This window comes from Stenotrophomonas sp. YJH_SMC_133, assembly GCF_059370655.1.
Genome location: NZ_JCAFTW010000017.1, coordinates 1 through 24,231, shown reverse-complemented (window position 1 = coordinate 24,231; position 24,231 = coordinate 1). Strand labels below are relative to the sequence as shown.

At 64.8% G+C, this 24,231-nt stretch carries 21 protein-coding genes and 3 pseudogenes; 2 read left to right on the top strand and 22 right to left on the bottom strand.

Annotated features, from left to right (window positions below):
* Position 1: 1 nt before the first annotated feature.
* From AC5P78_RS19635 to moaA, 15 genes are all read right to left on the bottom strand, one after another.
* A complete protein-coding gene (locus AC5P78_RS19635; RefSeq protein WP_044570336.1) occupies positions 2 to 1,216 on the bottom strand; it encodes an oxygen-independent coproporphyrinogen III oxidase in 1,215 nt (404 codons plus the stop codon).
* Positions 1,217 to 1,410: 194 nt separating this feature from the next.
* The gene (locus AC5P78_RS19630; RefSeq protein WP_043033286.1) at positions 1,411 to 2,742 is read right to left on the bottom strand and encodes an MFS transporter; all 1,332 of its coding nucleotides are present in this window, start codon (positions 2,740 to 2,742) and stop codon (positions 1,411 to 1,413) included.
* Positions 2,743 to 2,781: 39 nt separating this feature from the next.
* Entirely contained in the window at positions 2,782 to 3,681 is a 900-nt protein-coding gene (locus tag AC5P78_RS19625; protein WP_032959967.1) for a peptidylprolyl isomerase, read from the bottom strand.
* Positions 3,682 to 3,684: 3 nt separating this feature from the next.
* The gene (narI, locus tag AC5P78_RS19620; RefSeq protein ID WP_010485313.1) at positions 3,685 to 4,392 is read right to left on the bottom strand and encodes a respiratory nitrate reductase subunit gamma; all 708 of its coding nucleotides are present in this window, start codon (positions 4,390 to 4,392) and stop codon (positions 3,685 to 3,687) included.
* On the bottom strand, positions 4,389 to 5,069 hold the full coding sequence (gene narJ, locus AC5P78_RS19615) for a nitrate reductase molybdenum cofactor assembly chaperone (RefSeq protein WP_043396264.1): 681 nt from the start codon (positions 5,067 to 5,069) through the stop codon (positions 4,389 to 4,391). Before narJ ends, narI begins: the two co-directional genes overlap by 4 nt.
* Positions 5,069 to 6,613, bottom strand: coding sequence for a nitrate reductase subunit beta (gene narH / locus AC5P78_RS19610; protein ID WP_012480470.1), 1,545 nt, complete (start codon positions 6,611 to 6,613; stop codon positions 5,069 to 5,071). The genes narJ and narH overlap by 1 nt, the downstream gene beginning before the upstream one ends.
* Positions 6,613 to 10,419 carry a nitrate reductase subunit alpha gene (locus tag AC5P78_RS19605; protein ID WP_012480471.1) on the bottom strand — a complete coding sequence of 1,269 codons (3,807 nt, stop codon included), beginning with the start codon at positions 10,417 to 10,419 and terminating at the stop codon, positions 6,613 to 6,615. The genes narH and AC5P78_RS19605 overlap by 1 nt, the downstream gene beginning before the upstream one ends.
* Before the next feature lie 72 nt (positions 10,420 to 10,491).
* Entirely contained in the window at positions 10,492 to 11,910 is a 1,419-nt protein-coding gene (locus AC5P78_RS19600; protein ID WP_012480472.1) for a NarK family nitrate/nitrite MFS transporter, read from the bottom strand.
* A 145-nt stretch (positions 11,911 to 12,055) separates the two neighbouring features.
* A complete protein-coding gene (locus tag AC5P78_RS19595) occupies positions 12,056 to 12,421 on the bottom strand; it encodes a hypothetical protein (protein WP_414498245.1) in 366 nt (121 codons plus the stop codon).
* A complete protein-coding gene (mobA, locus tag AC5P78_RS19590) occupies positions 12,418 to 12,960 on the bottom strand; it encodes a molybdenum cofactor guanylyltransferase (protein ID WP_012480474.1) in 543 nt (180 codons plus the stop codon). Before mobA ends, AC5P78_RS19595 begins: the two co-directional genes overlap by 4 nt.
* Before the next feature lie 108 nt (positions 12,961 to 13,068).
* Complete coding sequence (locus AC5P78_RS19585; protein ID WP_012480475.1) at positions 13,069 to 13,569, bottom strand: molybdenum cofactor biosynthesis protein MoaE; 501 nt, start codon at positions 13,567 to 13,569, stop codon at positions 13,069 to 13,071.
* Between the two features lie 3 nt (positions 13,570 to 13,572).
* A complete protein-coding gene (locus tag AC5P78_RS19580; protein ID WP_019337814.1) occupies positions 13,573 to 13,833 on the bottom strand; it encodes a MoaD/ThiS family protein in 261 nt (86 codons plus the stop codon).
* Complete coding sequence (locus tag AC5P78_RS19575) at positions 13,833 to 15,086, bottom strand: molybdopterin molybdotransferase MoeA (protein WP_062606550.1); 1,254 nt, start codon at positions 15,084 to 15,086, stop codon at positions 13,833 to 13,835. The genes AC5P78_RS19580 and AC5P78_RS19575 overlap by 1 nt, the downstream gene beginning before the upstream one ends.
* Positions 15,086 to 16,081 carry a bifunctional molybdenum cofactor biosynthesis protein MoaC/MoaB gene (gene moaCB, locus AC5P78_RS19570; protein WP_043033279.1) on the bottom strand — a complete coding sequence of 332 codons (996 nt, stop codon included), beginning with the start codon at positions 16,079 to 16,081 and terminating at the stop codon, positions 15,086 to 15,088. Before moaCB ends, AC5P78_RS19575 begins: the two co-directional genes overlap by 1 nt.
* A gap of 8 nt (positions 16,082 to 16,089) precedes the next feature.
* The gene (moaA, locus tag AC5P78_RS19565; protein ID WP_062606552.1) at positions 16,090 to 17,070 is read right to left on the bottom strand and encodes a GTP 3',8-cyclase MoaA; all 981 of its coding nucleotides are present in this window, start codon (positions 17,068 to 17,070) and stop codon (positions 16,090 to 16,092) included.
* 194 nt (positions 17,071 to 17,264) lie between these two features.
* On the opposite strand from moaA, the gene AC5P78_RS19560 reads away from it, so the two are divergent.
* A complete protein-coding gene (locus AC5P78_RS19560) occupies positions 17,265 to 17,669 on the top strand; it encodes a hypothetical protein (protein ID WP_012480480.1) in 405 nt (134 codons plus the stop codon).
* Here the strand turns inward: AC5P78_RS19560 and AC5P78_RS19555 are convergent.
* A complete protein-coding gene (locus AC5P78_RS19555; protein ID WP_414498244.1) occupies positions 17,663 to 17,989 on the bottom strand; it encodes a hypothetical protein in 327 nt (108 codons plus the stop codon). The genes AC5P78_RS19560 and AC5P78_RS19555 overlap by 7 nt on opposite strands.
* 572 nt (positions 17,990 to 18,561) lie before the next feature.
* On the opposite strand from AC5P78_RS19555, the gene AC5P78_RS19550 reads away from it, so the two are divergent.
* Positions 18,562 to 18,936 carry a hypothetical protein gene (locus AC5P78_RS19550; protein WP_044570359.1) on the top strand — a complete coding sequence of 125 codons (375 nt, stop codon included), beginning with the start codon at positions 18,562 to 18,564 and terminating at the stop codon, positions 18,934 to 18,936.
* A gap of 45 nt (positions 18,937 to 18,981) precedes the next feature.
* Here AC5P78_RS19550 and AC5P78_RS19545 read toward each other — a convergent pair.
* The 6 genes and pseudogenes from AC5P78_RS19545 to AC5P78_RS19520 form a co-directional block, all read right to left on the bottom strand.
* Positions 18,982 to 19,353: pseudogene (locus tag AC5P78_RS19545) on the bottom strand (DUF6984 family protein); the annotation flags it as partial.
* A gap of 479 nt (positions 19,354 to 19,832) precedes the next feature.
* A pseudogene (locus AC5P78_RS19540) lies at positions 19,833 to 20,173 on the bottom strand (RHS repeat-associated core domain-containing protein); the annotation flags it as partial.
* A 493-nt stretch (positions 20,174 to 20,666) separates the two neighbouring features.
* On the bottom strand, positions 20,667 to 20,879 hold the full coding sequence (locus AC5P78_RS19535) for a hypothetical protein (protein ID WP_005409921.1): 213 nt from the start codon (positions 20,877 to 20,879) through the stop codon (positions 20,667 to 20,669).
* A gap of 410 nt (positions 20,880 to 21,289) precedes the next feature.
* Positions 21,290 to 21,620: pseudogene (locus AC5P78_RS19530) on the bottom strand (RHS repeat-associated core domain-containing protein); the annotation flags it as partial.
* Between the two features lie 975 nt (positions 21,621 to 22,595).
* On the bottom strand, positions 22,596 to 22,811 hold the full coding sequence (locus AC5P78_RS19525) for a hypothetical protein (RefSeq protein WP_044570362.1): 216 nt from the start codon (positions 22,809 to 22,811) through the stop codon (positions 22,596 to 22,598).
* A gap of 10 nt (positions 22,812 to 22,821) precedes the next feature.
* The coding region (locus AC5P78_RS19520) for an RHS repeat domain-containing protein (protein ID WP_495217330.1) at positions 22,822 to 24,231 on the bottom strand (1,410 nt) is incomplete at its 5' end.

Here is a 24,231-nt window from a genome sequence, read left to right as displayed (position 1 = left end):
CTCAAGCGATGGCGGCCGCCGGCCGGAAGCATGCGGCCATCATACGCCACAGCAGGCGCCCTTCTTCGGCCAGGCGCAGCACGCGCGCATCCCACTGCGCCCAGCCGCGTGCCAGCAGCGGCGACAACGCGGGCAGCTGTTCGGCGAAACATTCCTCGAACGGTTCATCGTTGCGCCACTCGAAGGCAGCCGCATCGAGGGCGTGGTCACAGGCGATGCTCTGCGCCACTTCGGCCACCAACCGCTCGTCCTCGGACAGGATCAGCCCGGCGGAGACTCCCATGTGACCCGCCAGCAGCCGCGCACGCCATTCGCCCAGTTCGTCCTCCAGCCGGTAGAACACCTCGCCGATCTGGCTGCAGGCAGACAGGCCAAGCCCGATGAAATCACTGCGGTCGCGGCGTGGCACGCTGGCAAGATCGCAATGGCGCTGGCCATCGCCCGGACCGTGCGGGTTCGGCAGATCGCCGCGCTGATAGTGATCGCCACCAATCGGTTCGTAACCCGCAGCGCGCAGCAGGCGCCAGGCCTGCAGCCAATGGACGGCCGAGGGGTATTCTGGCAGCGCACACGGCGCCGGCAGCAGGATGCGCTCCGGTGCCTCGGCCAGCACCTCGTGCAGCCGTTCAATGAAGCCAGCGTCCTCGCTGCCGGGTACCCGCAACTGGTAGTAGCGCGCGGTGAAGCCCACCTGTCGCGCCTGTGCCAGCAGGGTCGGCCCCGGTGCATCGGCGCGATCGATCACGTTCAAACGGGTGCAGCCCACCGCACGCAGCTGCGCCGGCGCCAGCGCGCTGCCTGCGTCCAGCCGCACCTCCACCTGGGGCCGCGCCACGGTGCGCAGGTGCTGCGGCACCGCATCCAGCAGCTGGCCGAGCTGCGGCGGCGGCAACGTCTCGGCCAGCCCCAGCTGCAGTACCATCGCCACCACTTCACGGTCCTCGGCCAGCACGTCGGCCTGCAGCCGCAGCGCCAGCAGCAAGGTGTCCAGATAGGCCTGCGGCGGCACACCGCGCCCGCCACGACCGACCTGGAAGCCGAGCGTCAAGCCGCGTGGGATCAGGTGCTCATTGCTGGCGCGCATGGCAGCGCGCCAGCCGCTTTCGCCAAAACCAGTACTGAACTGGTCAGCCGGCGGAAACAGCACGTGCCGCGGTTGCCGCAGCAATGCAGCCTGCAGCGCAGTGTCCTCGCTCTCGTCAACGTGGAAGCTCATGGCAGACATCTTCGGGCGTTCCTCTTCGCGTGGCCCTGATTGAAATCAAGCGTGGCGCATCTGGCGGTTGCTGCCGGCCAGCGTCCGGCACTACCCCTTCACCCACCATTTGGTAGTGCCGGCCGCTGGCCGGCAGCACCCTCCACCCATCGCGCACCGTTCTGGTAGTGCCGGCCGCTGGCCGGCAAACACCTTCACCCACCGCGCACCCGCTCGGCGGCGGCCGCATCGATGGCTTCGGGCAGGTCGGTTTCGCGGTCGATCTGCGGGAAGTGGCGGCGTTCCATACGGCGGATCGCGAAGTGCATCCAGGCCAGTGCAGCGGCCACCAGCACGAACAGCAGCATGAAGCAGCTGCTCCAGATGCCCACCGCATCGTTCAATGCACCGAACACGATCGGCAGGATGAAGCCACCCAGGCCACCGATCATGCCAACCACGCCGCCCACGGCACCCACGTGCTTGGGGTAGTACACCGGGATGTGCTTGTAGACCGCGGCCTTGCCCAGCGACATGAAGAAGCCCAGCACGAACACCAGCACGGTGAACATCACCACGCCGATGGCCAGATGGAAGTGGATCGGGCCATGGATGCCCTTCACCACATACTCGGTATCCGGGTAGGCCAGCAGGAAGGTGCAGATGGCCGACACGCCGAAGGTCCAGTACATCACCCGGCGCGCCCCCATCCGGTCCGACATCCAGCCACCAACCACGCGGAACAGGCTGGCCGGGATCGAATAGCACGCCGCCAGCATGCCGGCATGGCCCACGTCCATGCCATAGGCGCCCACCAGGTAGTGCGGCAGCCACAGCGCCAGCGCCACGAAGCCGCCGAACACGAAGAAGTAGTACAGCGAGAACCGCCAGACCTGCAGGTTCTTCAGCGGTGCCATCTGCTCGGCGAACGGCACCGGCTTCACGCCCTCGCGGCGGCGCTGCTCCAGCGACGGGTCTTCCTTGCTGAAGAGGAAGAACAGCACCGCAGTGACAGCCAGCGCAACGGCCCAGACCTTGGCGACCATGGTCCAGCCGGCTGCCACCATCACCAGCGGCGCCAGCAGCTTGGTCACCGCCGAGCCGATGTTGCCGGCACCGAAGATGCCCAGCGCGGTGCCCTGCTTGCTGGCCGGGAACCACTTGGAGACGTAGGCCACGCCCACCGAGAAGTTGCCGCCGGCGATGCCCACGCACAGCGCGGCAATCAGGAACTGGGTGTAGGTCTGCGCGTAGGTCAGCATCCAGGTGGCCACTGCGCCACACAGCATCACCAGCACCATCACCTTGCGGCCACCGAACTGGTCGGACCAGATGCCGAGGAAGACCCGGCTGACCGAACCGGTCAGCACCGGCGTGGCGATCAACAGGCCGAACTGGGTGTCATTCAAGCCGAGCTGTTGACTGATCTGGATGCCGATGATCGAAAAGATCATCCACACCGCAAAGCACACGGTGAAGGCGAACGTAGTCAGCCACAGCGCACGTTGCTGCTGACCGGCACTGGCGGGGGCAAGGGCCTGGTTCATGAATTCTCCTCGTTCATGGGGATTCAGCCGATATCCGCTTCAGCCGATATCCGCTTCGGCTTCGATCGCATCCAGCCCGCGCACCGGGTAGCGTTCCTGCAGCTGCAGCAGGTAGGCCTGCACCTCGCGCTGGCGCACCTGCAGTTCCAGGTAGTCGCGCAGCTGCGGCAACACGGCATCGAACGGCTGCGGCTGGCCTTCCTCGCGTGCATCGACGCAGACCACGTGGTAGCCCCAGCGCGATTCCACCGGGAAACCGGCCAGGCCCTCGCGCAGGCGGAACACCTGGCGGTCGAACTCCGGCGTGGTCTGCCCACGCTGCAGCCAGCCCAGGTCGCCGCCCTCGCTGCTGGATGGGCAACGCGAATGGCGCAGGGCGAAATCGGCGAACAGGTGCGGCGACTCCTTCAGCAGCCCGACCAGCCGCTCGCCCTCGGTACGTGCGGCGAAGCGCCCAGCCACGTCGTCGGCCGGCGCGGCCAGCAGGATATGGCGCAGGCGCACACGGTCGGGAGAGCGGAAGCGCTCCGGGTTCTGCACGAAGTAGCGCCGGCAGTCTTCATCGGTCGGCACGCGGTCTTCGATCGCGTCTTCCAGCAGTTGCTGGATCAGCACTTCCTCATCGCTTACCCGGTTGCCCTCCGGTGCCTGCAGGCCCAGCCGCTGCGCTTCCAGGCGCAGCAGCTCGCGCACCACCAGTGCACGTGCCGCTTCGGCACGTGACTGTTCCGGGCGCATCGCCCGATGGTGCTGCATCTCGCGGGCGATGTCGGCCTCGCTGATCGCGGTCTCGTCCACGAACAGCCGGCACGGCGCCGGCTGCCCGAGCGAGCGCGCCCCCTGCGCTGCCGCGTCATGGTGATGCGAATGCGCCTCGGCAGGAACCGGCGCGGCGGAGTCGATCACGGTGATCGGCAGGAACTTCGGCAGGCTGCCCATGGCTTACTCCCGCGGCCCGTAGCGCAGCGTGGCCTGGCGGCGGCGCACCACCTGGTACGGCCTCCACAGGTAGCTGATCGGAATGCTCCACACGTGCACCAGGCGGGTGAACGGCGCGATCAGGAACAGGGTCAGGCCCAGGAAGATATGCATCTTGTAGACCCAGCTGACGCCCTCGATGTAGTCGGCGGCACCGGCACGGAAGGTCACGATGTGCTGCGCCCACTCGGCCAGCTGCACCATCACCCCGCCGTCCAGGTGGCCGGACGAGATGCGGATGCTGTACAGGCCCAGGCACAGCTGGGCGAACAGCAACACCAGCACCAGGGTGTCACCGAAGCTGCCGGTGGCCCGCACGCGCGCGTTGAACAGGCGGCGTACCAGCAGGATGCTGATGCCGATGAAGCACAGTGCGCCGAACACACCACCGACCACCATCGCCAGCATCTGCTTCTGCGAGGAGGTGATGAAGTGCTCGTACACTGCGTGCGGGGTCAGCAGGCCGACCAGGTGGCCACCGAGGATGGCCAGGATGCCGATGTGGAAGCAGTTGCTGCCGATCCGCATGCCCTTGTCCGACAGCATCTGGCTGGAGCCGGTGCGCCAGGTGTACATGGCCTTGTCATAGCGGGCCCAGCTGCCGATCAGCAGCACGGCCACGGCGATGTACGGGTAGTACTGGAAGGCGAATTGATGCAGGGAGTAACTCATGGCTGGACCTCTCGATGCGAAGGACGGGCCGGCGAACGCACGGGCGGCTTGCAGTCTTCGGCAGGAGCTTCGGCGCCGAAGCGCACCGCCTCCTCCTCCCACAAACGGTCCATGGCCTCGGCGGTATCGTCGCGGACTTCCTCGCTGGCACGCTGGCGCAGCGCCTGCAGATCGGCCTTGCCGTCACCGGCTTCGACCAGGATCTCGAACAGCACCCGGTGCGGCAGCTCCCGCTCGGCGGCACGCGCCGCCAGCATCCCGGCGATATGGCCGATGTGGTGCAGCCACTCGCGGGCCTCGCTGCCTGGGCGATGGGCCAGGAACTCCAGCAGCAGCGGCAGGTAATCCGGCAGCTCGCGTGCATCCAGTTCGAAGCCGTTGCGGCGGTAGGTTTCGACCAGATCGACCATGGCCTGGCCGCGGTCGCGCGACTCGCCATGGATGTGCTCGAACAGCAGCAGGCTCATCGAGCGGCCGCGGTCGAAACTGGCCAGCCACGCCGCCTGCGCATCCAGCGCATCGGTGGCCAGCAGCTGCTGCACGAAGCTGCGCAGCTGCTGGCGGCGGGTGGCGTTCAGCGCCGGGTCGTCACAGGCGGCGAGCAGTTCCTCGCCGTGCTCCCACAGTTCTTCGCGGGGGTAGTCCAGCAACACCCCGACCAGCTTGAGCACGCTCATCACACCACCTCCTTGCGGCGGTGGTTCGGGCCCTTGTCCACCACGAAGGTGGTGGTCTTGCGCTGGCCGAACAGGTCGGCCGGGCTGTCACCATTGCAGCCGTTGCCGAAGGTGAAGCCGCAGCCGCCGCGCTCGCCGAAGGCGTCGTTGGCATACTCGCGGTGGCCGGTCGGAATCACGAAACGGTCCTCGTAGTTGGCGATGGCCAGGTAGCGGTACATCTCCTCCACCTGGGCGATGCTCAGCCCGGTCTGTTCCAGCACCGAGGTGTCTTCCACGCCGTCCACGTTCCTGGCCCGGCGCCAGGCACGCATCGCCATCAGCCGCTCCAGCGCGCGTACCACCGGCGCCTCGTCACCGGCCGTCAGCAGGTTGGCCAGGTAGCGCATCGGAATGCGCAGCGACGCCACGTCCGGCAGTTCCCCGCTCATGCCCACGCGGCCACGCTCGGCGGCAGACTGGATCGGCGACAGCGGCGGCACGTACCAGACCATCGGCAGCGTGCGGTATTCCGGGTGCAGCGGCAGCGCCAGCTTCCAGTCGATCGCCAGCTTGTACACCGGCGACTGCTTGGCAGACTCCAGCCAGCTGTCCGGGATGCCCTCCTTGCGCGCGGCGGCGATCACCGCCGGATCGTTCGGGTCCAGGAAGATATCCAGGTGGGCCTGGTACAGGTCCTTCTCGGCGGCCACCGAAGCGGCCTCGGCGATGCGGTCGGCGTCGTACAGCATCACGCCCAGGTAGCGGATGCGGCCCACGCAGGTTTCCGAGCACACGGTCGGCTCACCCATCTCGATGCGCGGGTAGCAGAAGATGCACTTCTCCGACTTGCCGCTCTTCCAGTTGTAGTAGATCTTCTTGTACGGGCAGGCCGACACGCACATGCGCCAGCCGCGGCACTTGTCCTGGTCGATCAGCACGATGCCATCTTCCTCGCGCTTGTAGATCGCGCCCGAGGGGCACGCCGACACGCACGCCGGGTTCAGGCAGTGCTCGCACAGGCGCGGCAGGTACATCATGAAAGTCTTCTCGAAGGCGCCGTAGATCTCCTTCTGCACCTGGTCGAAGTTGTAGTCGCGCGATCGCTTGCTGAACTCCGAACCGAGGATCTCCTCCCAGTTCGGGCCCCACTCGATCTTCTGCATGCGCTCGCCACTGATCAGCGAACGCGGCCGCGCGGTGGGCTGGTGCTGGCTGTCCTTGGCGGTGTGCAGGTTCTGGTAGTCGAAATCGAACGGCTCGTAGTAGTCGTCGATCTGCGGCAGGTCCGGGTTGGCGAAGATCTTGGCCAGCATGCGCCAGCGGCCACCCGCGCGTGGCACCAGCTTGCCGCTGCCGGTGCGCACCCAGCCACCGTTCCACTTCTCCTGGTTTTCCCATTCCTTCGGGTAGCCGATGCCCGGCTTGGTTTCCACGTTGTTGAACCAGGCGTACTCGACGCCCTCGCGCGAAGTCCAGACGTTCTTGCAGGTGATCGAGCAGGTATGGCAGCCGATGCACTTGTCCAGGTTCAGCACCATCGCGATCTGTGCACGGACCTTCATCACACCACCTCCTTGCTGGCCGATGCCGAAGCACCAGCGGGCTGCTCATCGGTCGCTCCTGCGCGTCCTGCGCCCGCGACACTCGAACTTCCTTGTTCATCGTCCAACCAATCAATCTTGTCCATCTTGCGTACGATCACGAACTCGTCGCGGTTGGTACCGCAGGTGCCGTAGTAGTTGAAGCCATAGGCCAGCTGCGCGTAGCCGCCGATCATGTGGGTCGGCTTGAGCACGATGCGGGTCACCGAGTTGTGGATGCCGCCGCGGGTGCCGGAAATCTCCGAGCCCGGCACGTTGATGATGCGTTCCTGGGCGTGGTACATCATCGCCATGCCCGGCATCACGCGCTGGCTGACCACCGCGCGCGCAGCAATCGCACCGTTGACGTTGAACAGCTCGATCCAGTCGTTGTCGACGATGCCGGCGCTGCGCGCGTCGTCCTCGCTGATCCACACGATCGGGCCACCGCGCGACAGTGTCTGCATGATCAGGTTGTCGCTGTAGGTGCTGTGGATGCCCCACTTCTGGTGCGGGGTGATCCAGTTCAGCACGATCTCCTTGTTGCCGTTCGGGCGCTGGTTCAGCAGCGGCTCCACCGTGCGCGTGTTGACCGGCGGCCGGTAGCTCATGAAGGCCTCGCCAAAGTCGATCATCCACTCGTGGTCCTGGTAGAACTGCTGGCGACCGGTCACCGTGCGCCACGGAATCAGCTCGTGCACGTTGGTATAGCCGGCGTTGTAGCTGACGTTGTCGTCTTCCAGGCCCGACCAGATCGGCGAGGAAATGATCTTGCGCGGCTGTGCCTGGATGTCACGGAAGCGGATCGCCTCGTGCTCCTTGCCCACGGCCAGGTGGGTGTGCTCGCGGCCGGTGAAGGTGCCCAGCGATTCCCAGGCCTTCACCGCCACGTGGCCGTTGGTTTCCGGCGCCAGGTGCAGGATCACTTCGGCCGCGTCGATCGCGGTCGAGATGGCCGGGCGCCCCTGGCTTACGCCTTCTTCGTGCACGGTGTGGTTCAACTTGCCGAGGAACTCGACCTCGTGCTTCGTGTCCCAGCTCATGCCCTTGCCGCCATTGCCCTGCTTGTCCAGCAGTGGGCCGAGCGAGGTGAACTTGCGGTACAGGTTCGGGTAGTCACGCTCAACCACCGTCATCGACGGCATGGTCTGGCCCGGAATGGCCTCGCACTCGCCCTTCTTCCAGTCGGCTACGCCGAACGGCATGCCCAGCTCGTTGGGGGTGTCGTGCAGGGTCGGCACCAGCACCAGGTCCTTCTCCACACCCAGCACGCCCGGCGCCATCTCGCTCACGGTGCGGGCCACCTCCTTGAAGATGTCCCAGTCACTGCGCGATTCCCAGGCCGGGTCCACCGCCTTCGACAGCGGGTGGATGAACGGGTGCATGTCCGAGGTGTTGAGGTCGTCCTTCTCGTACCAGGTTGCCGTCGGCAGCACGATGTCCGAGTACAGCGCGGTGGTGCACATGCGGAAGTCGAGCGTGACCAGCAGGTCCAGCTTGCCTTCCGGCGCCTCGTCGCGCCACTTCACCTCCTGCGGCTTCACTGCGCCCATTTCGCCCAGGTCCTTGCCCTGCAGCCCGTGGCGCGTACCCAGCAGGTGCCGCAGCATGTACTCGTGGCCCTTGCCCGAGGAACCCAGCAGGTTCGAGCGCCAGATGAACATCATGCGCGGGTGGTTCTGGCTGGCGTCCGGGTCGGCGAAGGCGAAGTCCAGCGAGCCGTCCTTGAACTTGCCCAGCGCATAGTCCGCCGGGGCCACGCCGGCCGCTTCGGCCTCGCGTACCAGCTGCAGCGGGTTGCGGTCCAGCTGCGGGGTGCTCGGCAGCCAGCCCATGCGCACCGCGCGCAGGTTCAGGTCGGCCAGGCTGCCGCCGTACTTGCTCGCATCGGCCAGCGGCGACAGCAGCTCGTCCACCTGCAGCTTCTCGTAGCGCCACTGCCCGGTGTTGAAGTAGAAGAACGAAGTGCCGTTCATGTGGCGCGGCGGCTTGCTCCAGTCCAGGCCGAATGCGAGCGGCTGCCAGCCGGTCTGCGGGCGCAGCTTTTCCTGGCCCACGTAATGCGCCCAGCCGCCACCGGTCTGGCCCACGCAGCCGCACATGATCAGCATGTTGATCAGGCCGCGGTAGTTCATGTCGTTGTGGAACCAGTGGTTCATGCCCGCGCCGACGATGATCATCGATCGGCCGTGGGTCTTGTCGGCGGTACGCGCGAACTCGCGGGCGATCTCGATCACCTCGGCGCGCGACACGCCGGTGATGCGTTCCTGCCACGCCGGCGTGCCCGGCACCATGTCATCGAAGCTCGATGCCACGTTGCCGCCGCCAAAGCCACGGTCCACGCCGTACTGGGCCAGCAGCAGGTCGTAGACCGTGGCCACCAGCGTCTCGCCGCCATCGGCCGTGGCCAGTCGGCGCACCGGAATGTTGCGGTCCAGTACTTCTTCGGCCGGTGCAGCGGTCCAGCCATCGCTTTCAATGCCACCGAAGTACGGGAAGCTCACTGCCTCGATGCCGTCGTTGGCCTCGGACAAGCTCAGGCGCAGGCGCGTATCGGCGCCATTGCTGGCCTTCTCTTCGATGTTCCAACGACCCTTCTCGCCCCAGCGGAAACCGATCGAGCCGTTGGGCACCACGATCTGGCCGCTGTTCTCGTCGTAGGCCAGGGTCTTCCAGTCCGGGTTGTTGGCTTCACCCAGCCCGCCCAGCTCACTGGCACGCAGGAAGCGGCCCGCCACCAGGCGGCCATCGTCGCGACGCTCCAGACGCACCAGCATCGGCATGTCCGAGTACTGGCGGCAGTAGTCCTGGAAATACTGCGAGGGCCAATCAACATGGAACTCGCGCAGGATCACATGGCCGAAGGCAAAGGCCAGCGCCGCGTCGGTGCCCTGCTTGGGGTGCAGCCAGTGGTCGGTCAGCTTGGCCAGCTCGGAATAGTCCGGGCAGATCGCCACCGTCTTGGTGCCGTTGTAGCGCGCCTCGGTGAAGAAATGTGCATCGGGCGTACGCGTCTGCGGCACGTTCGAGCCCCAGGCGATGATGTAGCGACTGTTGTACCAGTCGGCCGATTCGGGCACGTCGGTCTGCTCGCCCCAGATCTGCGGCGAGGCCGGCGGCAGGTCGCAGTACCAGTCGTAGAAGGACAGGCAGGCGCCGCCCAGCAGCGACAAATATCGCGCACCGGCGGCGTAGGACACCATCGACATCGCCGGAATCGGCGAGAACCCGACCACGCGGTCCGGGCCGTACTGCTTCACCGTATACAGGTTGGAGGCGGCGATGATCTCGTTGGCCTCTTCCCACTGCAGGCGCACGAAGCCACCCATGCCGCGGCGGGTCTTGTACGAACGCGCCTTCTCCTTGTCCTCCACGATGCTGGCCCAGGCATCGACCGGGGCCTTGCTCTTGCGTGCTTCGCGCCACAGGCGCAGCAGCGTGCCGCGGATCAGCGGGTACTTCAGCCGGTTGGCGCTGTACAGGTACCAGGAATAGCTGGCGCCACGCGGGCAGCCACGCGGTTCATGGTTGGGCAGGTCCGGGCGTGTGCGCGGGTAGTCGGTCTGCTGGGTTTCCCAGGTGACCAGGCCGTTCTTGACGTAGATCTTCCAGCTGCAGGAGCCGGTGCAGTTCACGCCGTGGGTGGATCGTACGATCTTGTCGTACTGCCAGCGGGCGCGGTAACTGTTTTCCCAGTCGCGGCCCTCGCTCTTGGCAAAACCATGGCCATCGGCAAAGGTCTGGGGGTCACGCTTGAAGAACTGCAAGCGATCGAGGAAATAACTCATCGGGGATCTCCCTTTGCGGACATCGGCATCGTGGCTGTGTGTGTCATCTGGCTGCGGTGCGTTTTCATGTCGTCAGCAGGGTGTCTCGGCACCGCGCCGGTAGTACCACCACCAGGTCACGGCCAGGCAGGTGACATAGAAAACAACGAATCCGTACAGCGCCATGTCGGGGCTGCCGGTCAACGTAATGGACGAGCCGTAGCTCTTGGGAATGAAGAAACCGCCGTAGGCACCGATCGCACCGGAGAAACCGACCACTGCGGCCGACTCGATGCTGGCCTGGTGTGCGGCCGTGGCCTTGCCCTCGGCGTTGTCGTTGGCCGACCAGCGCTCATGCAGGGTGCGGAAAATCACCGGGATCATGCGGAAGGTGGTGCCGTTGCCGATGCCACTGAGCACGAACAGCGCCATGAAGCTGAGCAGGAAGCCGTAGAAGTTGCCGCCCTGGCCATCGCTGGGCAGGAAGTGCAGCACGCCGAACACTGCCGCGATCATCAGCGCGAACACCCAGAAGGTCAGGCGTGCACCACCCCAGCGGTCGGCCATGCTGCCACCCACCGAGCGCATCAGCGCGCCCAGCAGCGGGCCGATGAAGGCGTAGGCCAGCGGGTTCACGTCCGGGAACTGGCTCTTCACCAGCATCGGGAAGCCGGCCGAGAAACCGATGTAGGAACCGAAGGTGCCGATGTACAGCCAGCACATCAGCCAGTTGTGCTTGCGGCGGAAGATCACCGCCTGCTCGGAGAACGACGAGCGGGCGCTGGTCAGGTCGTTCATGCCGAACCAGGCCGCGATGGCGCACAGCGCGATGGCCGGCACCCAGATGAAACCGGCGTTCTGCAGGAACAGCGGTGCCCCACCCTCCACCGCGGGCTGCGGTGCACCACCCAGCGCACCGAATACGCCCACGGTGATGACCAGCGGAATCACCGCCTGCGCCACCGACACGCCCACATTGCCCAGGCCGGCGTTCAGGCCCAGCGCCAGGCCCTGCTTCTGCTTGGGGTAGAAGAAGGAGATGTTGGACATCGACGACGAGAAGTTCGCGCCGCCGAAACCACACAGGATCGCGATGGCCACGAACACCCAGTACGGCGTGGCCGGGTTCTGCACCGCAAAGCCGAGCCAGAGCGTCGGCGCCAGCAGCGACGCGGTGGACAGCGCGGTCCAGCGGCGGCCGCCGAAGATCGGGATCACGAACGAATAGAAGATGCGCAGGGTCGCGCCGGACAGGCTGGGCAGTGCCACCAGCCAGAACAGCTGGTCGGTGCTGAAGTTGAAGCCGATCTTCGGCAGGCTGATCGACACCGCCGAGAACAGCACCCAGACCGAGAAGGCCAGCAGCAGCGAAGGGATCGAGATGACCAGGTTGCGGGTGGCGACCCGCTTGCCGGTGCGCTCCCAATAGCCGGGATCCTCCGGCGTCCAGTCGCTGATGACGCGACCGGGACTGGCAGTGCTGCGGACAACAGGATCGCTACCGACGGTCATACATGGCTCCAAGGCTGTGGAATGACGTGGGTACTGCGTTTCAAGTTGTAACCCGTCGTCATGCAGCCATTAGGCCGTGCAGCACGGACGACGGGGTTGATCTGGATCAATCAAGGGCCGGTTTCCACCCTGCCCCTGACAAATGTCAAACCGATGAAGCGGTGCTGCGGCGGGTCACCCCGCGCTGGCGCACGCTGTCGCGCACGTCCACATCGAACTGCAGCTGAAGCTGGCTTCCATCTTCCAGGGCAATGTCGAATGGCAGGCCATCGCGGCACGGCAGCCGCGCCGCCAAGGCCTCGACGGCCGAGCGCGGCAGTACCAGGCGGCAGAAGGCGCCTCCGTCGAGCAGTACCGGTTGATCGCCGCCATGCAGCGACACCGCCATGCCCCAGCCTTCGATACCGCCGAAGCGGGTCATGTTCTCGACCGTTTCACCGGCCAGCAGGCGCGCCAGCTCGGCCTCGTCCAGGCGAAGCCGTACCGATTGGTCCTGCAACTGCACTTTCATGACGCAACATCCTCCCATTGTTCGGGGGTATTGCAGTTGACCAGCCCGGCCTCGTCAACCGGCGCCAGCGCCACGGAATTCACGCCAAGACGACGCTGCAGGGCCTGCAGCGAGCGCGGACCGTCCGGGTCGCCCAGCATCGATTCAAGTACGTTGCGACAAGCATCGTCTATATCCACCAGCATGGGCAGGGGATGGCCGGCAAAGATCGTGCATGGACCGCGATGGCCGTCACGCAATTGCTGCAGCAATCGCGGCGGCAGCAGCGGCGTATCCACCGGCACCACCCAGGCCGGGCCATCGGGCATGCGCATCGCCACGCTGTAGAGCCCGCCCAGCGGCCCGCAACGTGCCACGCGGTCCGGCACGCCGCCGAACGCCGGGTAATTTCCGCTGACCCAGACCTCGCGTGCGCCAGCCTGCATCAACAGGCCCCGCATGTGTTCCAGCAAGGTCCGCCCCTGCCACGGCAGCAGCGCCTTGTCGCGGCCCATCCGGGTGGACAGGCCGCCGGCCAGCACGATGCCGTTGACGCTCATCGCCGTAGAGCCACGCCATGCGTGGCTGCGCCGGCCGGGTGCTCGGGAAAGGCCTCATCCACGCATGGCGTGGATCTACTGAACCCCGCGCCGCCCTGAAGGGTGGGGTCAATGCCCGTGGTCGTGCGCATGATCATGGGCATGGGCGGGTTCGCTGTCCGCATGGCACAGGCTGCAACCCTCGCTCCACTCGCTGTCGCCGTCCTCGTAGTGCTCCTGCTTCCAGATCGGGCACTGGTGCTTGACCACCTCGATCAACTGCCGGCACGCGCGGAACGCTTCGTCGCGGTGCGGGCTGCCCGCGGCCACCACCACCGCCACATCGCCGATGCCCAACCGGCCCTTGGCGTGGGCCACATACAGCTTCAGCTTCGGACCGAACGCCGCCTCGACCTCGGCGGCCAGGCGCTTGAACTCGTTCAGCACCAGCGGCTCGAACAGGTCGTAGGTGATCCCGGTCACCAGCCGGCCGATGTTGACGTCGCGCACCTTGCCGATGAACACGTCGATGCCGCCGAAGCCCGGATCAGAGACCGCAGCAATGCCCTCGGCTGGATCGATCGCCGCCTGCGCGCGGTCCACCACCTTCGCGATGATCTTCTCGCTCATCGCTCAGCCCCCGCTCACTGGTGGCAGGATCGCCACGCGGCCATCGTCGGGCAGCGCCTCGTGGTCGCGCAGCACGCGTTGCTGGTCGGCGAACGCCGAGTAGTCCAGCAGGCCGGCACGGAAACCCGGCCAACGCAGCGGCAGCAGCTCGCGCAGCGCCTGGCGCAGATCGGCCACGGTGCCACCGGCCACATCCACGGCGATCTCGCGGCTGGCATCCAGATCGGAAAACGCACCGAACAACTGCAGATTCACCTGTTTCATCATGACTCCTGGCTCACCAGCTGCACCGGTTCGTGGTGACCCCAGCCCTGCACGCGCACGTAGGTGCCAGCGCTGGCCAGGTCTCCCTCGGCCTCCAGCACCACCCAGGCGTTGGCCTGCAGCATGGACATCAAACGGAACGACTCCTGCCCGGACAGCACGCGCGCACTCAGGCGTCCCTGTCCGTCCATTTCCACCCGCGCACGCGCGTGGAAGCGCAGGCCCGGCGGCTTGCGCACGTCGGCCTGCAGCGGCAGCTGCAACATGAGCTCCGGCGCCAGCCCCAGCAGGCGGCGCAGTACCGGCTCAACGAAGAAGCGCTGGCCCACCGCAGCCGACACCGGGTTGCCGGGCAGGCCGAAATACAGCGCGCCATTGGGCAGCACCGCAAACAGCAGCGGCTTGCCGGGGCGGATCGCCACCTTGTGGAACACGATGCGCGCACCCCGGCCGCGCAGCGCGTCGGGAATGAAATCGTAGCGGCCGGCCGACACCGCGCCGGTGCTGATCAACAGCTGCGCACCCGCGTCCAGCGCTGCATCCAGTACCGCGTTGAACGCGGCCACGTCGTCGCCCACCGTGCCCTGCCAGACCACCTCGGCACCGGCGGCCTGCAGGCGGCCGACCAGGTACGGCCGGTTGCTGTCACGGATCTGACCGGATTCCAGCGTCTGCGCCGCCTCGGTCACCAGTTCCTTGCCGGTGGCGATCACCGCCGCCTTCGGCCGTGCCACCACCGCCACCTCGCCCACGCCGATGGCATGCAGCAGGGTGCGCGCGTTGATGTCCAGCAACTGCCCGGCCCGCAGCACGCGCTCGCCGTCGCTCACATCCTCGCCGCGCAGGCGCACGTTCTGGCCCGGCTTCACCGATGTCTTCAGGGCGATGCGGGCCGGGCGGCCGTCCTCGCTGGCGAGGATCTCCACATTCTCGACCGGCACCACCGTATCCAGCCCAACCGGCATGCGCGCACCGGTCATGATTTCCCAGGCACCCTCGCCGCCTTCGGCGCCAGCATCGCCGGCCGCCTGCCAACCCTGCACGGCAAATTCGGTACCGGCCTCGAACGCCGTGCCGTTGGCGCGCAGCGCGAAGCCGTCCATCGCCGAATTGTCGAACGGCGGCAGCGACTGCGCGCTGTGGATGTCACGGGCCAGCGTGCGGCCCGCGGCCTCATGCAGCGGCAGATGCTCGGCCGGCAGCGGCTTGGCCGCGTCCAGCAGGTGCTGCAAGGCATCGCTGTAGGCAATCATCAGTGGCCATCCCCCTCGACCATCGCCAGGGCATGGCCCAGTACCGGCGCCAGGATATCCAGGCACTGCGCCGCCGCCTTCGGGCTGCCGGGCAATGCGAACACCAGCATGTTGCCCAGCTGTACCACCTCGGCGCGGCTCAGCCAGGCCATCGGCGTGTGCTGCGCACTCAGGGCCCGCACCATCTGCGCCAGGCCATGCACGGGCCGCGCGTTCAAGGAACGCAGCGCCTCCGGGGTCAGGTCACGCGGGCCCAGCCCGGTACCACCGGTACACAGGCACAGGCGCACGCCCTCGGCAGCCAAGGCCTGCAGGCGGCCCGCCAACGGCTCGATGCCATCGGGCAGCACTTCGGCGGCCACTACGTCGCCACCCAGCTTTCTCAGGCCGGTCACCAGGGTCGGGCCGGACACATCCTCATAAGTGCCTTCGCTGGCGCGATCGCTCAGCGTAATCACCGCGCAGGCCGCACCCTCCAACCCCTTAGGTGCACGTGGGTTGAAACGCACGCGCTCGGCCTCGTCCATGCCATCCGGGTGCAGCCAGACCCCGCGCTTGCCGCCTTCCTTGAACAGCAGGCGGATGCCTTCGATGCGCAGTGCCGGTTCCACTGGCTTGCTCAGGTCGTACAGGGTCAGCAACGCCGCGTTGACACCAGCCAGCGCCTCCATCTCGACGCCGGTGCGTGCCTCGCTGGCGCACTCGCACCACACGCGGATCGCCTGCCGCTCCGGCACCGGTGCGCAGAACACCTGCACCAGTTCCAGCGGCAGCGGATGGCACAGCGGCATCAGCATCGACGCCATCTTGGCGCCCTGCAGGCCGGCAATCTCGGCCATCACCAGCGCATCGCCTTTGGGCAGGCGGCGCTCGACGATCAGCGGATAGGCCACTGGACCGGCATGCAGCTCGCCCACCGCCACCGCACGGCGGCGGCTGATGCGCTTGTTACGGACATCGGCCATGTGGAAGGCCGCATTCAATTCCCCACTCATCGTGTTGCTCATCCTCCGATGGAGGCCAGGTGCGGGGTCAGCCCGGTCTGGCCCTGGTGCAGTCCATGCCCGGCCGCTTTCAGGCCAAGCTGTGTGGTGATGCGTGCCAGCAGCGCGTCGTGGTCCTCATCGCGCTGCAGCAGCGGGCGCAGCGGTACGCCGAACTCGCCGAACAGGCACAGCCGCAAGTCGCCCTTGGCGGTCACCCGCAGGCGGTTGCAGCCCTTGCAGAAGTCACGCGAATACGGGGCAATGATGCCGATGCTGCCGCGATGGTCGGGGTGGCCGAACTCGCGCGCCGGGCCGGCGTCGGCCGCGCGCGGCCGCTCGTGCCAGCCAGCGGCCAGCAGCTGCTCGATCACCACGTCGGCACGCAGGTGGTGGCGCTGGAAATAGGCTTCGTTGTCGCCGGTGCGCATCAGTTCGATGAAGCGCACGCTGAAGGGGCGGTCACGCAGGTAGTCCATCCACTGCGGCAGCTCGTCGTCGTTCAGGCCACGCAGCAGCACCGCGTTGAGCTTGATCGCCGGCAGGCCCAACGCCTGCGCCAGGGCCAGGCCCTGTTCGATCTCCGGCAGGCGGTCGTGCCCGGTGATGGTCTTGAAGCGTTCGCGCTGCAGGCTGTCCATGCTCACGTTCAGCGCAGTCAGGCCGGCCCGGTGCCACCCCGGCAGGCGCCGCGGCAGCAACGTGCCGTTGGTGGTGATGGCCACCTTGCGGATGCCCGGCACCGCCGCAACCGTGGCGATGATCTCGTCCAGGTCCTTGCGCAGGCTGGGCTCACCGCCGGTCAGGCGGATCTTGCTCATGCCCAGCGCCGCGAAGGCCCGCACCAGGCGGCCGATCTCATCCACCTGCAGGAAACGCGGGCGGCCGTCGGCCTGGTACCCGTCGGGCAGGCAGTAGCTGCACCGGAAGTTGCAGGCTTCGGTCAACGACAGGCGCAGGTACGGAAAGCTGCGTCCGAAACCGTCGGTGAGTTGGCTCATGGCTGGTCCACCTTGTTGCTCCACCGTCTTGCCTGTGCCCGGAACGGCCCGGATACCCTCGCCTGCTGGAACGATTGCCAGAGTACGCGGCCTTCAGTTCCATGGGCATGACTTAAATCAATCGCGTTCGGCCCCGCGCGGCAGGCGTTGTGGCAGCATGCGGCTTTCCGTGCAGCGGGCGTGTGACAACCCTCATGATGATGAACGATTTCCAGCAACTGCTGCATGCCGCCGGCGAGCAGGCTGAACCGCAACGCCTGCTGTTCGTATTCGTGCGCGCCGAGCTGCCCGAATCGCCCACCGGTGACCAGCGCGACCGGCATGACCGCCGCGAGGGCGGCACCCTGTCGCCGGTGCTGTGCGTGGACAAGCTGCCAGCCGAGGTGCCCAGCTTCCAGGCGCTGGCGACCGAATCGACCACCACCGGCATCGACTGGGACCTGGTGTTCGTGGCGGCGCTGGATGGCAGAGGCGGTTTCGCACCCAACAGCGACGAAGCCGCGCGCCCGCTGAAGCTGATGGTCAACGCCATCCATGACGGTCAGATCGGCCGCTTCGCCGCCTTCGACCGTGGCGGCGAGCCCGTTCAGTTCTATTGAGCCACCAGCTGCAGGGTCAGGAAGAAGATCACCAGCACGGTGTTCAGCCCCCAGGCCACGGTCAACCCGCGCGCGGCCACGCCCAGGTTGGGGTTGTGCGCGGTGGGCGCCGCCCGCCAGACCGCCGGGATGATCCAGCCGGTATAGAGCAGCAGCACGGCAAATACCCCCAACAGCAGCGTGGTGCGCTGGTTGGCCAGCGCCCACAGGGCTACCGCCCACAGAATGTTGCTGGGAATGACGCCCTGCAGCCAGAACACACTCCACAGGCGGGAACGGCCCTGGGTGTCGGTGGGGTGCAGCGAAGCGGTCGCGGTCATAAGTCTCCTTCTGTTTAGGAAACGTGCTGAACAAGCCTGCGCTTGGTGGCTGGGAACGTCAACCCGAGTCGCACGTCACGCTTTGACGCTTGTAGAGGCGGGCCATGCTCGACTCAGGCCCTTCCCTTCAGAGCCTGTCGTCATCGCCCCTCCCCCCTTGTTCCCTAACGCCCCCCAACCTCGACACCTGTCGCAGATTGCACGGTGCGGGCGGACCGCCGCGCCAGCTAGCGCTGGCGGTGCTTAACAGCGTGGGAGAATGCCGAAAGCGTCTCCAATCGAGTGATGTTTGCAACTGTTCTGATTGGCATTGCACAGCGCCAGGGGCTCAGATGGCGTGCCACCGGAAAAGGGTGGCCGGGTTTCGAATCCCGAGTTGGTCCTGAGTGATTGCGCTTGCCAGTCGGCGTCCACATTCCGTGGCGCCGGCTGGCAATCCGTCTGCCGGCTATGGCGGGCGGTGCGTGGGGGCGTTCGCGCCCACCGGCTTGGGACCAACCCGGATTCGAACCACGTACCGCCCGCCACTTTTATGGGTGGCGGCTACCGATTGCCCTGCACGGAGCCTTGCCATGAACGAATCGGACTTCCCGCATCTGCACGCCTACCGCAGCACCGCCGGCGACGACGGCTCGCCACAGGCTGCGCCAACAGTGGACAGGAACACCTTCATTGCCAATCTCCACCGCATCGGCTCCGGTGCGGCGGCTGATGGGCAGCCGTGGCCGGAGCGGCATCAGCTGCCCGGCCGCTGCCTGGCCCTGGCAGATGCCGATTGCGCGTTGAGCGGATTGCGGGTGGTGCTGGAGATGCTGCTGGCGGCCGAACGCACCCGGCAGAATGGCGAACCCGAAGAGTACGTGGGCGACCGGGTGATGGAGGGGTTGGTCATGGCCTGCCAGTCGTTGTGCGCGCAGGCGGTGGGGCGCTTGCAGCCCGAAGGGTGAAGGCGATGCGCAACGCCCTTCAGCTTGGATCGCTTTCAGCAGGCGTCAGTACTCGCTGAAAGCGCTCCTCAGATCGACGCCGATGATCGGCGAGAAGTCCACCTTGCACAGCTCCAGCTCGAAGAGCTGATCGTGATTGTCCAGGCACAAGGTGACCCTCACCGGTACGCCGTCGGCATCGGCAAGCATGGCCGTGGCAATGTCGCTTCCGAAAACCTGGGTCGTGCTGGACAGGAACACCACGCCCCCGAATCCGACGACTTCCACGTTCTCCACCTGGACGCTGGTGGTGTTGCCCGCTGCGTCATGGCTGCGTACCTCGCCATCCACCGCAGCCAAGCGATGGCTGGTTGGGGGAAAGGTGTAGCTGGCGGTGCCTGCCGAAGTGGTCAGCGGGGTGCGATTACCGGTGGAGTCACAATTCTCAAGCCCCCTCCTCGAAGAGAGGGCCGAGAAGGCGCGCTACTCTTGTGATCTACCAGCCAAATGCTGCTTTCTCCTCAAGGCAACCAGAAAGAAGGCTGCCGCAGCCAGGAACGCGCCACACGCATCCCAGACTCGGTCAAGCCACAGCATCAAGGCCGAAAGTGCTAGCCAAATCCCAGAAAATGTAAGAAGCCACCCGCGTGTCAGTTTCATAGGGCTCACTGCAGAGTTTGAATTCCAGCCATAGCGCAGACTATAGCTGCTCCAACCTCATAGCTCGCCAGCGCTCCTCCTCCCACTGTTGCAACACCGGCAACAAAGGGCACTTCAACAAACAATATCAGAACGGATGCACTAGACACCGGCAAAGTCAACCATGTCGGAGGCTGAACGTAAGACATGCATGACTTGAAGTACTTGCCATATGTCTTTTGATGAATGGACGCATCAGAACCATTATCGTCTTCGCACAATCCCAGAGAATCGGACTGTGAAATAGGATTCCCACCAACATACGCAAAGCTTGCAATCCCCCAAAGTAGTCCAATGCGATCACTCTGCGAATACCGCCCCACTGCAGAGACGTATTCCGCTGATAGTTGTAGAACAACCCACTCGCATCCGTCGCCTGCTGGCCCGGGAAGCGCAACGCAAGCTCGAACGCCACACCATCCCCATCAGGATCGGCACTCGGAATCTGGTTGCCGAACACTTCGCTCTTGTTGCTCCAATCCCAGATCGCGACATCACGCACCGGGTCGCTGCAGGTAAACGATCTGCTGCCAGAGCGTGGTATTCCCTGCTGCGTTGGGGCTGCGCCCAGCGAGACAATTCGCTACCGTCCGCTGCCCCAGGAGCTGCCGCCGACCAATCGAGCCGTCTGAACAGACCACGTCTCCAGAAGATGCTGCGCTCCCGGTTCACCACCATTCTTCAGTACAGAATGAATCGCATCTAGTCTATTTTGAATAGCATTGGACATTGGCAACTTCAAAATCCTCTCACGCATTCCACGGAAAAAACTCTATCCACTTCCGCACCTGCAATCCTCTGACCTAGAGATATGTGCAGGTAGGGAAAATCATCATATGTGGGAATCACGAAGGTCCATAAGTAGATAGCAGACGGTGCAGGCGCTATCGCATACCCAGAGATCACATCTCGCGCATACAAGGCAATCAAGAAATTTCCAACGGCCCGCATTCCGCTTTTCTCGGCGTCCTTTTTCAAACACCGCAGATCAAACGCTCTCATGCTATGCCACGGACCTTCCTGGAGGGCTGAGGAGCTCCCTGTTTCATGTCTCACACATTGAGAATCCGCCGGATCACCGGAGAGTCGATCAGCAGGTTCTCGCCGAGCGCTTTCGCAAGATCCTGCAACTCGGCAGACCATCCCTCAACCTGCGGAAGCGCCACCCTGGTGAACAAGGTCCTCTTCCCATCTGCCCCCACCCGAAAAACAACCAATTCCTTTGCATCTTCATCAACACAGACGAGATGGTCATACGTATTCATTGTCAATTGTTCCATGTATTCAATGGCGGAATAGGGCTTCCGCTAAGACACGCAGCATATCTCTGCGTCGCCGACGCATGACAGACCGCACCAGCTCTTGCGCCACGCACCCTGGTGATTCCATTGCAGGTATCCGTGTCAGTCCGTAGCAGGGCCTCACAATCTTCTCCCTCCTCGTCCGAACACATCGCCTGACCGGCGATATTGCCCAGAAACCCGCCGACCACCGAACCTGCGGCACCGCCGAGAGCACTCCCGCCAGCCGCGCCGCCGATGGCGCAGACTGCTGCCCCTGGGCCTGATGGACTGCAAGCCGCCGCGCCGCTGATGCCTCCCACAGTGCCTCCTCCGTAGTAGCCCGCCGCACCGCCGCAAACCGCACCTCCAGCGGTGTAGGCCGCGACACACGCTCTCTTCTTTGCCAGCCCCTTCGGATCGGTAGCAATGATTGGATTCGAATCCACATAAGCGTAAGCGCTGATGCCCCCCCTTCAATCCAATAGCATCACTCTGCGAGTACCGCCCCGCCGCCGGGTCGTACTCGCGCTGATAGTTGTAGAACAACCCACTCGCATCCGTGGCCTGCTGCCCCGGGAAGCGCAGCGCCAGCTCGACTGCCACACCATCCCCGTCCGGGTCGGCACTCGGAATCTGGTTGCCAAACACTTCGCTCTTTCTGCTCCGCGCCCAAGCCGGGACATCGGGCGACCGAGCGATTGCCACGCGCGGTCCACCCGGATGACATCAAGTGAGCGCGACTTCGCCTTAGCTGACCTATTGCGCAGGCGCGCTGGCCCGATGCGTGAGCATCAGAGCGCCGACATCAAGGGAGGTCCGTACTGACGGAAACAGAGCCGTTTTCCCTCAGCCAGACGTTCACGTAGGTATCTGGGGGAGGTATCCGATTGATCGACGCCCCTGCAGGAAGGATCTCCCAGCTGGTGATCGAGCCGCAAACTGTTTTATGGATCAACCTGCGACTGTCCAACCCCCGTCTAGCCAGTTCGGTAACAACCACTTCGGGAGGCTGGCGATCAAAGCCTTTGAAGGCAGTGCAAGTCTTTCCAGTCTGACCCATGGGGTACGTTGAACTCTCAGCATCATCCCGGCACCCCAGCTGGCCCAGAACGAGCGAGAAGATGGCCAGTATCCGAATGCATCGCATTGCGTGTTGCTCCTTCCTTTACTGCCCTGCTGTAGGCCTTGTCTACTGCGGCGCCTCCGAGTCCTCCATCGCGCAGCCGAGTTGCGCAGATCATCCGCTCTTGATATGCGCGACACTCAAGCTCATTGGCCAGCTGCCGATGCCCGATCCCACCATATTCCCAGTCCTATGGGAATGCGCTTGCACCTTTAGGCCTACCCACGCAGGGCATTAGGCACCCTCTTTTCCAATAACGCCTTATGGTTTCGCTTCGGCGTCCTTTTTCAAACACCGCAGATCAAACGCTCTCATGCTATGCCACGGACCTTCCTGGAGGGCTGAGGAGCTCCATGTTTTCATGTTTCATATCTCACACATTAATAATCCGGCGGATCACCGGAGAGTCGACCAGCAGGTTCTCGCTGAGCGCTCTCGCAAGATCCTGCAATCGAACAGAGAACCATTCACACCCGACACCGGATCAAGACGAATTCCAGCTAGCTGCAAATCGTGAAGTGATACCCATACAATCTGCCGCAACCATACGTCGCGCGCGAGTCTCCAGGCGGAGCTTACCGATTGGCTTTCACTCCTTTAATAATAATTGCCATAAACATGCCGCAGATCAGGAGCGACCCCAGCGCCATAGGCAACATTACAAAATAATCGCCCCTCTCAAGGCGGCCAATCGCATACGCCTTCAATACAAGATAGGACGAGGACCTCAAGAAGATTAGCGCAAAGAACAACAAACCAAGCCAATTAAATATTTTCTTGCGCATATGCATATCATCTCCATTATTTGCAATTGCACCCGGACCCACCCGAAACATCCCTCACCGCCTTCATGGCATCCAGTGCATCCTTGTCAGTGGCTACGCGTTGCAACAGTTTCCGTGTGGCCTTAAGGTGACCGCTGAACGTCAAGCCAAACGACAACAGCTCTCCCGTCTTCGCGCCAACTGGCCCCAGCAACTCCCCGCCCACCTCGGCGTAGATGGATTCTCTTTCCTTTCCATCTTGAGCGGTTTGTATCGCTGACACTCCATCGTACGCCGTTGCTCCACCATTCACCATTACCAGGAATCCGGGGATTGCAACTTCGGGCTGCAGAGACAAAACACCGGCAATGGTGGCTCCTGCGCCATTCACAGCTTCCAAGCCTCCAAAGGTGAGGTCTGCCACACCGAACGTCATGCCTAAGTAGTCGACGCACTCGCAGGGACACAAACCAAGTGGATCTATCAAAGACGACGGGACGCCACCTGCGTATCCGTATGTGCTGATCCCGCCCCTGAGTCCAATGCGATCACTCTGCGAATACCGCCCCACCGCAGGGTCATACTCCCGCTGGTAGTTGTAGAACAGCCCACTCGCATCCGTGGCCTGCTGGCCTGGGAATCGCAGCGCCAGCTCGAACGCCACACCATCCCCATCCGGGTCGGCACTCGGCATCTGGTTGCCGAACACCTCGCTCTTGTTGCTCCACTCCCAGATTGCAACATTCCGCACCGGATCGATCACCACGCGCGGCGTACCCAGATGATCTGGTTGGACGTAGGCCAGCTCCGGCACGCCGGTAGCCGGCACATTAATCAGCGCCACCGGGTAGTTGTCCAGCCAGATGGCCTGCTGCTGCGCCAGCCCCGTGGCCGAGTAGTTGCCCAGCCACTGCCCTGCTTCGTCGTACAAGGTGATCTGCGCTGCGCCACCAGCCGGGGTACGCAGAACGCGTTCACCGCGGTGGTTGTAACCGTAGCTTTCCAGTACGGCATTGCCCTGCTTCACCGCGTTCATGCGGTTGGCATCGTTGTAGATGAACGTCTTGCCGCCGATGCTGGTGGTGTTGCCCACCGCGTCATGGTTGCGCGCTTCGCCGTCCACGGCGGTCAGCCGGTGGCTGGTTGCGGGGTAGGTGTAGCTGGCGGTGCCTGCCGAGGTGGTCAGCGCGGTGCGATTGCCGGTGGCGTCGTAGGCATAGGTTTCAATCGGCGTGCCGGTCGCGCCGTCCTGGGTCTGGGTCAGGCGGCCCAGCGTGTCGTAGGCGTACTTGGCCAGCACCGTCGAACCTGCGCCGTTCTTCAGCTCGGTGATCGAACCGACCGGGTCGTAGCCGTAGCCCAGCGACAGACCGCCCGCAGCCGGGTCGTGCACCGCCTGCGGGCGATAGTCCAAGTCCAGCGGACGCTGCAGCTGCCGCCCATTGCC